Here is a 9,456-nt window from a genome sequence, read left to right as displayed (position 1 = left end):
AACTTTATCAACGGTTCATTTATTTTTATGTTCTAAGCGTCAACTTGAGGAAGAGCAGAGGCTGCACGCTGTTACAAACTTTAACATAAACCGCGATTACTTAGCCATATAGAGTGAAGTGAGTGAGATCAAGTGTGTGACAAAGATCTCACTCGAGGGTGTGGAGGCTAGGCTGGTCTAAGCATTCCTCTATCTTGGATAAAGGCAATAATCGTATCAACGCCCTGCTTCGTGTTCATATTGGTAAAAATGAAGGGTTTATCGCCTCGCTGCGCTGTAGCATCACGCTCCATCACTTCAAGAGAAGCGTTTACCTGCTGAGCAAGATCAATCTTATTAATAATCAATAAGTCAGATTTGGTAATACCAGGTCCGCCCTTACGCGGAATCTTATCTCCCGCGCACACATCAATCACGTAGATTGTCAGATCGGATAATTCAGGACTAAAGGTTGCGCTTAAATTATCACCACCACTTTCAACGAACACGAGCTCAAGGCCATCATGCCGAGCCTGAAGCTCGTCAATTGCCGCCAAATTCATGGAAGCATCCTCACGAATCGCGGTATGCGGACAGCCACCCGTTTCAACGCCCATGATCCGGTCTTCCTCTAATGCCTCATGCCTCAGCAAAAACTGCGCATCTTCTTTTGTATAAATGTCATTTGTCACGACCGCCATGTTGTAGCGGTTGCGTAGCTCGGCACAAAGGTTTTTCAAAAGCGCGGTCTTGCCCGACCCGACAGGCCCACCAATGCCGACACGAAGACATTGTGTTGTCATATTAACTCCTAAATAATCTTGAATATTGTGTTTCATGCTGTGCACTGAACAAAACCTGTCCAGGTAGTGAGCCCGCGATCTCAGAACGAGTACTTCCAACAACATGTGAAATGACTGGACGCAATGCAAGCAGAATAGCTTGCGCGTCCGTTTGACCTAATGGAATCGCTTTACACGCTACGGCCGTCTGGTTCTCTAACCAACTCCAAAGAAACGCCGTCTCCAACTCTTCTTGCGATAGATCTAAGGCATTCGCCGCCCAAGCATAGCCAACAAGAAAACTAGGCTTTTGCGGCATGTCCATGCCCTCAACCTTTAACTCTTGCGTCATAATCAGCCTTTTCAAGCTCTGACCCAAGTTTACCTCTTCCATGTACAGTTCGGCCGTTTCGCGACTCGCAAATACCACTTGATTAATGGAATCCAGCTGTCGCTGATTAACTTCCCTAATTGCCTGGTTGATCTGCCTAAGCAAAGGGAGATCAAGATACGCTAGCCCTATCGACATGAAGTCCCTGCACCATTTAAGCAAGCTCTCTCTATCGCTTACAGCTTCATTTTCGATCGCTTTCTCTAGACCTTGAGAATAAGCAAAAGAACCGATTGGTAAGGTTGGGCTTGCCAAATAGAGTAGTCCAAGCAGATTCGCCATTACACGTACCCTTTAGTGATGATGGTGTCCGCCTGCATATGCACCCTGTTCGGGATCGAAGCCGGCGGAGACGGTAGTTGTACGCATGCCGAGCTGCTTCAACATATCTTCTAAAATATAGTCTGGACGCATTCGTAAACGCAGCGCTTCTACTTGAATGGGGACATGGCGATTCCCGAGGTGGTAGCAGCATTTACTGAAGGTAAGCCAATCGTCACAAGTGGCCTCAACAAGGGTTTCGTTCGCAGATTTTACAAGCACCAACTCACCAGAAGAGCACTCTAGAACATCCCCATCACGAAGCACCTTGCCTCGTTCGAGGAAGAGGCCAAGAGGTTCACCGCTAACAGCCGTCGCTTTCAAGCGGCCCTTAGTGCGCTGATCATAGTCGAGAACGACGGTCAGCTCAGGTTCTCTCGGGGGAGCGCCATGAAGATGGAGCTTTTTTACGACTTCAATCATTATTATCCTAACTCGCTCTAAAACAAATAGTACCGCTGAGACAAAGGCAACTCCGCCAGAGGCTCACACTCTAAAAGTACACCATCAGCCTTCACTTCATAGTTTTGAGCATCTACCTCGATGACAGGCATCGCCGCATTATGAATCATGTCTTGCTTACGAACATTCCTTACCGACTTACAGGCACTGACTTCCCGGTTAAGCCCGTATTTTTGTTTAATGTTATCGTCGACCGCTGCTTGAGATACAAATGTTAAAGATGTTGCGTTTACCGCGCGCCCCATCGAACCAAACATCGGCCGATAATGCACAGGTTGTGGTGTTGGGATGGATGCATTCGGATCACCCATTGGCGCTGCCGCGATCATGCCGCCTTTCAGTATCAGGCTAGGTTTCGTTGCGAAGAACGCTGGTTTCCAGAGCACCAAATCGGCTAATTTCCCTACTTCTAAACTACCCACCTCATGTGCGATGCCATGCGTGATTGCCGGGTTGATCGTGTATTTTGCTATATAACGCTTGGCACGAAAGTTATCGCAACCAAGCTCCTGATCTTCTGTTAGCAAGCCGCGTTGTACTTTCATTTTGTGGGCTGTTTGCCATGTCCGGCTAATCACCTCACCAACACGCCCCATCGCCTGAGAATCGGAGGCAATCATCGAGAACGCGCCCAGATCATGCAGAATATCCTCTGCGGCTATCGTCTCTTTTCGAATTCGGGAATCGGCAAATGCAACGTCCTCGGGGATATCTGGGTCGAGGTGATGGCAAACCATCAGCATATCGAGGTGCTCGTCTATCGTGTTGACGGTGTAGGGTCGAGTCGGATTCGTCGATGAAGGCAACACGTTATCGTAACCGCATGCTTTGATAATGTCGGGGGCATGACCGCCGCCTGCGCCCTCGGTATGATAAGTATGAATACCACGCCCTTTGAATGCAGCGATCGTGTCTTCTACAAACCCCGATTCATTTAGAGTGTCTGTGTGGATCGCGACTTGAACATCATATTCCTCGGCGACCGACAAGCAGTTGTCGATCGAGGCCGGTGTCGTACCCCAATCTTCGTGGAGCTTCAGGCCAAATGCGCCTGCTTTGATTTGCTCAGCAATTGGTTCCGGTTGGCTGACATTTCCCTTACCAAGAAACCCGAAATTCATTGGCAAATCGTCCGTTGCCTGCAGCATCTTTTTGATATGCCATGGCCCTGGCGTGCAGGTTGTGGCGTTAGTTCCTGTGGCAGGCCCTGTCCCACCACCAAGCATCGTTGTGGTGCCGGACATCAAGGCTTCTTCGACCTGTTGCGGACAAATAAAGTGAATGTGCGCGTCGACGCCGCCGGCCGTGAGTATCTGCCCCTCCCCTGCGATCACTTCCGTTCCCGGACCAACATTCATGGTTACGCCTTCTTGCGTGTCAGGATTTCCGGCCTTACCTATCGCAACAATGCGGCCTTCTTTAATACCGACGTCAGCTTTAACGATCCCCCAATGATCCAGAATCAGCGCGTTGGTAATAACTGTATCAACCACCTCGCTTGCAAGGGCTTGGCTTTGGCCCATGCCATCGCGAATGACCTTTCCCCCACCGAATTTTACCTCATCACCGTAGTTGGTTAAGTCTTTCTCAACTTCGATAATGATCTCTGTATCACCTAAACGCACTCGGTCACCGGTAGTAGGGCCGAACATGTTGGCATACGCCTGCCTGCTAATCTTGCTCATACATCTCTCCCTAGACCTTACCCATCACATCGCCACGAAACCCAAAGATTTCTCGTTTTCCCGCATAGTCAACAAGTTGAACAGTCCTGGACTGACCTGGCTCAAAACGAACAGCTGTACCGGCAGGGATATCGAGCCGTTTTCCTGTCGCTAAAACTCTATCGAACTCCAGCGCAAGATTGGTTTCGGCAAAGTGATAATGAGATCCAACTTGAATTGGTCGGTCTCCAGTATTTGCAACTTTGATCTCGGTGGCGGTACGACCGGCATTTAGCTCAATCTCACCATCCTGAATAAAATATTCGCCTGGTTTCATAGTGACTCCTAAACGATTGGATTGTGGACAGTGACGAGCTTTGTCCCGTCTGGAAACGTTGCCTCAACTTGAACTTCATGGAGCATGTCTGCGATACCATCCATGACGTCCTCAGCATTCAGAATATTACGGCCTTCGCTCATCAACTCCGCGACTGTTTTGCCATCACGAGCGCCTTCCATTATTGCTGCGGATATGAGTGCGACCGCTTCGGGATAGTTTAATTTTACACCCCTTTCTTTACGACGCTCGGCGAGCAATGCGGCGGTAAAAATCAGTAACTTGTCTTTTTCTCTAGGACTCAATTCCATGAATGTTCTCCGGTATTAGGTGAGCCAGATGCGCGGCATAATTGGCTCTGCGCCCAAAACTTGGGGGCGTATATGCTGCCAAATTGAAATGAAGGTATTCCGTAATTGCTCCACGTCTTGCGATAAAGCGCGCACGATTAGGAGTTTGTGTCTGTGTGTAGCACCAATGCTCGTATCCTTAATGTCCAGCGCACTCACATGCTGCCGAATCAATTCTACCCACGTTTTGTATAAGTCCTCTTCTTCGGGTACGGCAATGAACAAGCTCCCCATGTGCTTGTAGCCCATTAGCCCCACAGAGCTCTCGAGAATGACCAGCTCGGGATCGGTGCGAAAGCCTTCATGCAACACTAAATCGCCCTCAATGGAAATCGAGATCTGCTGCGAAAGGCTCCCGGAATCAAACCAGTAACCGCCATAAGGCCGACCAAAGCTCACCATATCCCAAGCAATCAATCTGCCCTTTGCGGACACATCAATTGTCGTTGAGAGTCGAGCATTTGCACCGTTAAACAAAATATTCTCTTGAGGCAGAAATTCAAGAGAAGCACCGTCACTAACCGACAGCTGTATGTTCTGGGTCTGCACGACGTTTGCACTATCGGCCGAATATATCTTTCCCGCGGACGGCGTAGTAATGAAAGCATTAGCATTAGAGTCGACCGACACGTCGATATCAATTTGATCGCCGCTCACCATGCCTCCTGGGGGGTGAAGCAGGTAGGTGTGACATCGACCGTGTTCAGGGTAAAACGGCCTTTGCACTCTTAGCGGTCCTTCAAACTGCATTTTGGATAAAACCGTTTTATCGGACCGTTGACGATAACCAAGCGCGAGTCTCGCTTTCCACGCTCGATTATTGCCATAGGTTGCCGCTTCTGGATGCTTGCTCTCGACGACTAAACTCATATTTTTATTGCTTACTCTAAAGTAGGTTTAGTCTATACGGTTAAATATTTTCGCACCAGATCATCGTTGAGTTCGGTTAAATCTCCCGTCGCTACTTTGCGTCCTCGATCCATAATAATAAAGTTATCGGAGGTTCTTCTAACAAAGGGCAATTTTTGTTCGACCAAAAGAACTGTCAAGCCAATATCTCTGTTCAGTTTACGAATTATGTCTCCAATCTCTTGCACGATGTTTGGTTGAATCCCTTCAGTCGGCTCATCGAGAATCAAAAGCTTAGGGTCAATAACAAGAGCACGACCAATCGCTAGTTGCTGCTGCTGGCCGCCACTTAAGTCGCCACCTCTTCGGTGCCTCATGTCATGCAAGACTGGGAATAGCTCATAAATGAAGTCAGGGATTTGCTTCGCCTTGTCTTTTCGAATTGGCAAGCCGATCTGAAGATTTTCTTCAACTGTGAGCATGGGGAAAATCTGTCTTCCCTGCGGCACGTACCCGATTCCAGCGGGCGCGCGCCCTTCTGCTGAAATTTTTGTTAGATCAATGCCATCGAACATAATTGTCCCGCTTGCAGGCTTTAGTAAGCCCATGACACAGGACAACAGTGTCGTTTTTCCGACACCATTTCGTCCCATTAAACATGTACACTTGCCCGGCTCGATCTCGATGTCCAGATCCCAAAGAGTATGGCTCTCACCATAAAATTGATTCAGGTTTGATATTTGTAGCATGGTTACTCTCCGAGATAGACTTCTTTAACGCGCGGGTTGTTTTGGACATCGTCCATGCTTCCCTCTGCCAAAACAGAACCTTGATGAAGCACTGTGACGGTTCGAGCAATTGAGCGGACAAAGTCCATATCATGCTCAACGACCACGACGGAGTGCTTGCCCTCCAAGGAAATTAGAAGTTCTGCGGTTCTATCCATCTCCTGATGCGTCATGCCAGCCACTGGTTCATCTACGAGCAACAATCGTGGTTTTTGCATAATCAGCATGCCTATTTCTAGCCACTGCTTCTGACCGTGCGACAACGAGCCAGCGCGTTTTAAACCTTCATCTTGCAAGCCAATGAGCTCAAGCGTTTCCTCAATTAATAGCAATTGCTCCGAGGTCAGCTTCGCAAAAAGATTACCTAAGACAGCTTTGTTGCCTGCCATCGACAGCTCAAGGTTCTCGAAAACACTTAGCTCTTCGAAGACCGTGGGTTTTTGGAATTTACGGCCAATTCCGGCCTCTGCGATTTCTGGCTCGGTCATCTTAAGAAGATTGATCTTCTGCCCGAAATACACGCTTCCCGTATCGGGCTGGGTTTTGCCGGTGATGATATCCATCATCGTGGTTTTTCCAGCGCCGTTAGGGCCGATGATGCAGCGAAGCTCGCCCTCGTTTATATAAAGATTTAAATCGTTGATTGCCTTGAAACCATCAAAGCTCACGCTGACGTCTTCCATATAAAGAATGCAGCCCTTCCGTACATCAAGATCGGGGTTCTCAGTTGGTTGTATAAAATCGAATACGTGATCTTTGTCTCTCACCGCATCGATATAATTCATGATTGGATTGCTCATGCTGCAGCCTCCTTACGTCCGATTAGGCCAGCAATGCCTTTGGGTAAGAAGATTGTTGTAATCACAAACAAGCCGCCGAGAGCAAACAGCCATACCTCCGGCAATACGCCAGTAAAATACGTCTTCGCGTAATTCACCGCGATCGCACCAACGACCGCACCGTAAAGCGTAGCCCGGCCACCTAACGCGACCCAGACGACGAGCTCTATCGAATTTAACGGTGAGAATTCATTTGGATTAATGATGCCTACTTGAGGCACATACAAAGCACCGGCAATGCCTGCTAGCGCCGCAGAGAATGTCCAAATCCATAGTTTGAAATTCTCTACTTTGTAGCCAATAAAACGGGTGCGCGACTCAGCATCACGAATAGCCATTGCTACACGCCCCAGTTTTGACGTGACAATGAAACGACAGGCGAGATAGCCACATGCCAAAGCAACGGCCGACAGCGTAAATAACGTCAGTCGTGTCGCGTCAGATTGTAAATCAAAACCTAAAATGTCTTTGAAATCGGTTAAGCCATTGTTACCACCAAAGCCCATTTCGTTTCGATAAAATGCCAACATCAATGCAAATGTAAGCGCCTGGGTAATGATCGACAGATACACGCCTGTCACTCGCGACCGAAAAGCGAGCCAACCGAAAACAAAAGCCAGCACACCAGGTGCAACGACTACCATTAATGCAGCAAACCAAAATTGATCGAACCCTTGCCAAAACCAAGGTAACTCGCTCCAATTAAGGAACACCATAAAATCCGGCAATAAAGGGTCGCCATATACACCTCGGTCTCCGATCTGCCGCATAAGATACATACCCATCGCATAACCACCGAGCGCGAAGAACGCACCATGGCCTAAGCTAAGTATTCCCAAATAACCCCAGATCAAATCGACGGCTACAGCGAGAAGCGCAAAAGTAAGATACTTGCCCAGCAAGGTTACGGTGTAAGTTGGTATATGCAGCGCACTGCCTGGAGAGAAAACCGTATTGCAAATGATGACTAATACGGTGACTGCCGCGAGGACCGCCAAAAACGTTATCGTCGCTCTATCGAAAACCACGTTCTGATTCATATTTTTTGAAGTTAACATCTTAAGCCTCCGCTGCTCGACCTTTTTGCGGGAACAAGCCGCGCGGTTTTTTCTGTATGAACAGAATGATAAATACCAGCACAAGAATCTTGGCAAGCACAGCACCGGAAACAGGTTCCAGGAGTTTATTGGCCACACCTAAAGACATGCCAGCCACCAACGTTCCCCATAGGTTCCCTACACCACCAAAAACGACAACCATGAAGGAGTCAATGATATAAGACTGACCTAAGTTCGGGCCAACGTTTGTCAATTGACTAAGCGCTACTCCCGCAACTCCCGCAATCCCGGAGCCTAAGCCGAACGTCAATGCGTCCACCCACTCCGAACGCACACCCATTGCACGCGCCATTTCTCTATTCTGGGACACTGCACGTACCTGAAGACCAAGAACCGTCTTTTTGAGGATAAAGAACAACAATGCAAACACAGCCAAACAAAAAATAATGATGTACAACCTGTTTAGTGTGAGGGAGAAAATCGGGTTGATATCAATCGAGCCAGACATCCACTCTGGTGTCTCTACGCTGCGATTAAGAGGCGAAAAGATACTACGCACCGCTTGCTGCAATACTAAACTTATGCCGAACGTCGCCAATAGCGTTTCTAAAGGTCGTCCTTTTAAAAACTGAATCACACCACGCTCAATAGCAATACCCACCAAACCGGATACGACAAAAGCGGCCGGAATCGCAACAATAATGGATGCGCCAATCGAATCCGGCATGAGCAACTGAATCACATAGGTTGTATAAGCGCCTATCATGATCAATTCGCCGTGCGCCATATTGATACAGCCCATTACACCAAAGGTAATCGCAAGCCCAATCGCCGCAAGCACCAATACCGACCCAAGACTTAGACCAAAAAAGATGGTCTCCATCCAGCCGTAAAACTCGGCTTTATCCTGTATTTTTGCGAGCGCTTTTTCGGCTGCTGCGGAGAAAGGTGCCTCACCCTTTTCAACAACTTTTTGTAGCCGGTTTCGCACTTGAGGTTGGAGGCTTTCGGAAAGCGTTTCGATCGCCTTGAGCTTGATGGATGTATTCTCGCTTTCTAGTGAGTCTAGCGCTATGACGCTATCCAACAAGAACAGTATGTCTGCATTTTTCTCAACTTGTCTTTGCTCGTGGACAATTTCAAGTGCTGTTTCGTCTGCACCAGAGAGTAACGACTCCACCGCTGCTTGCCGTTTCTCCACATTACTATGCTGGAGGTTTTTGGCTGCGAGATAAGCCCGAATTTCACGACGCAGATTATTATTAACAGGAACGCGTTTTATAGCCCGCTTTTTGGTAATGAGTTCCGATTTAGACGGTTCATTTAAGTAGACAACCTGCATACCCTCACTCGACTTAGATTCGAGTACAACAAGTTGTTTTTGTTTTTTATGGCGGTACAAATCGCCATTCAATAGAGCTTCTAGCGCCATATCAGCGCTTTCATTTTTTGATGCGATGAGCTTACTTACGCCTTGCTCAACTTTTTTTAGTTTTCCAGTTATCAGCAAATCGATGCCTTGCTCGTAAAGGCCGGTATCATTTGCGTGAGTTGACAAGGACATTATTGTAAGTATTAGGGCAATAACCGATCGCCCTAAGCAATTTCTTAGGCTCGCCATGGTGGTTCCTTGGAG

The 9,456-nt window shown here is 48.0% G+C and carries 11 protein-coding genes; all 11 read right to left on the bottom strand.

Annotated elements, in window-relative coordinates; genetic code table 11:
- Positions 1-167 precede the first annotated feature (167 nt).
- Genes ureG through urtB form a run of 11 tightly spaced genes read right to left on the bottom strand, consistent with a single transcriptional unit; the run spans position 168 to position 9,384 of the window.
- Positions 168-782 carry an urease accessory protein UreG gene (ureG, locus tag A3750_RS21330; protein ID WP_068454174.1) on the bottom strand — a complete coding sequence of 205 codons (615 nt, stop codon included), beginning with the start codon at positions 780-782 and terminating at the stop codon, positions 168-170.
- Between the two features lies 1 nt (position 783).
- A complete protein-coding gene (locus tag A3750_RS21325) occupies positions 784-1,434 on the bottom strand; it encodes an urease accessory protein UreF (protein WP_068451787.1) in 651 nt (216 codons plus the stop codon).
- Positions 1,435-1,446: 12 nt separating this feature from the next.
- Positions 1,447-1,896 (bottom strand): urease accessory protein UreE, encoded by a 450-nt coding sequence (ureE, locus tag A3750_RS21320; protein ID WP_068454172.1) that lies wholly within the window; start codon positions 1,894-1,896, stop codon positions 1,447-1,449.
- Between the two features lie 17 nt (positions 1,897-1,913).
- The gene (ureC, locus tag A3750_RS21315) at positions 1,914-3,620 is read right to left on the bottom strand and encodes an urease subunit alpha (protein ID WP_068454170.1); all 1,707 of its coding nucleotides are present in this window, start codon (positions 3,618-3,620) and stop codon (positions 1,914-1,916) included.
- Positions 3,621-3,630: 10 nt separating this feature from the next.
- Positions 3,631-3,936, bottom strand: a complete 306-nt coding sequence (locus A3750_RS21310; RefSeq protein WP_068454167.1) for an urease subunit beta — start codon at positions 3,934-3,936, stop codon at positions 3,631-3,633.
- An 8-nt stretch (positions 3,937-3,944) separates the two neighbouring features.
- Entirely contained in the window at positions 3,945-4,247 is a 303-nt protein-coding gene (ureA, locus tag A3750_RS21305) for an urease subunit gamma (protein ID WP_068454164.1), read from the bottom strand.
- A gap of 15 nt (positions 4,248-4,262) precedes the next feature.
- Positions 4,263-5,156, bottom strand: a complete 894-nt coding sequence (locus tag A3750_RS21300) for an urease accessory protein UreD (protein WP_068521925.1) — start codon at positions 5,154-5,156, stop codon at positions 4,263-4,265.
- A 32-nt stretch (positions 5,157-5,188) separates the two neighbouring features.
- Positions 5,189-5,884, bottom strand: a complete 696-nt coding sequence (urtE, locus tag A3750_RS21295; protein ID WP_068521926.1) for an urea ABC transporter ATP-binding subunit UrtE — start codon at positions 5,882-5,884, stop codon at positions 5,189-5,191.
- A gap of 2 nt (positions 5,885-5,886) precedes the next feature.
- Positions 5,887-6,708 carry an urea ABC transporter ATP-binding protein UrtD gene (urtD, locus tag A3750_RS21290; RefSeq protein WP_082863122.1) on the bottom strand — a complete coding sequence of 274 codons (822 nt, stop codon included), beginning with the start codon at positions 6,706-6,708 and terminating at the stop codon, positions 5,887-5,889.
- An 11-nt stretch (positions 6,709-6,719) separates the two neighbouring features.
- The gene (gene urtC, locus A3750_RS21285) at positions 6,720-7,820 is read right to left on the bottom strand and encodes an urea ABC transporter permease subunit UrtC (RefSeq protein WP_068521929.1); all 1,101 of its coding nucleotides are present in this window, start codon (positions 7,818-7,820) and stop codon (positions 6,720-6,722) included.
- 1 nt (position 7,821) lies between these two features.
- Positions 7,822-9,384 (bottom strand): urea ABC transporter permease subunit UrtB, encoded by a 1,563-nt coding sequence (urtB, locus tag A3750_RS21280; RefSeq protein ID WP_197475215.1) that lies wholly within the window; start codon positions 9,382-9,384, stop codon positions 7,822-7,824.
- Between the last annotated feature and the right edge of the window lie 72 nt (positions 9,385-9,456).

It is taken from the genome of Oleiphilus sp. HI0079 (assembly GCF_001635105.1).
The sequence above is the reverse complement of the archived record's forward strand: the minus strand, read 5'-3'. Positions and strand labels throughout refer to the sequence as shown.

Bases quoted from the DNA above. Each gene is read 5' to 3' on its own strand.
- ureG (WP_068454174.1), bottom strand. From the start codon at position 782: ATGACAACACAATGTCTTCGTGTCGGCATTGGTGGGCCTGTCGGGTCG.
- A3750_RS21325 (WP_068451787.1), bottom strand. From the start codon at position 1,434: ATGGCGAATCTGCTTGGACTACTCTATTTGGCAAGCCCAACCTTACCA.
- ureE (WP_068454172.1), bottom strand. From the start codon at position 1,896: ATGATTGAAGTCGTAAAAAAGCTCCATCTTCATGGCGCTCCCCCGAGA.
- ureC (WP_068454170.1), bottom strand. From the start codon at position 3,620: ATGAGCAAGATTAGCAGGCAGGCGTATGCCAACATGTTCGGCCCTACT.
- A3750_RS21310 (WP_068454167.1), bottom strand. From the start codon at position 3,936: ATGAAACCAGGCGAATATTTTATTCAGGATGGTGAGATTGAGCTAAAT.
- ureA (WP_068454164.1), bottom strand. From the start codon at position 4,247: ATGGAATTGAGTCCTAGAGAAAAAGACAAGTTACTGATTTTTACCGCC.
- A3750_RS21300 (WP_068521925.1), bottom strand. From the start codon at position 5,156: ATGAGTTTAGTCGTCGAGAGCAAGCATCCAGAAGCGGCAACCTATGGC.
- urtE (WP_068521926.1), bottom strand. From the start codon at position 5,884: ATGCTACAAATATCAAACCTGAATCAATTTTATGGTGAGAGCCATACT.
- urtD (WP_082863122.1), bottom strand. From the start codon at position 6,708: ATGAATTATATCGATGCGGTGAGAGACAAAGATCACGTATTCGATTTT.
- urtC (WP_068521929.1), bottom strand. From the start codon at position 7,820: ATGTTAACTTCAAAAAATATGAATCAGAACGTGGTTTTCGATAGAGCG.
- urtB (WP_197475215.1), bottom strand. From the start codon at position 9,384: ATGTCCTTGTCAACTCACGCAAATGATACCGGCCTTTACGAGCAAGGC.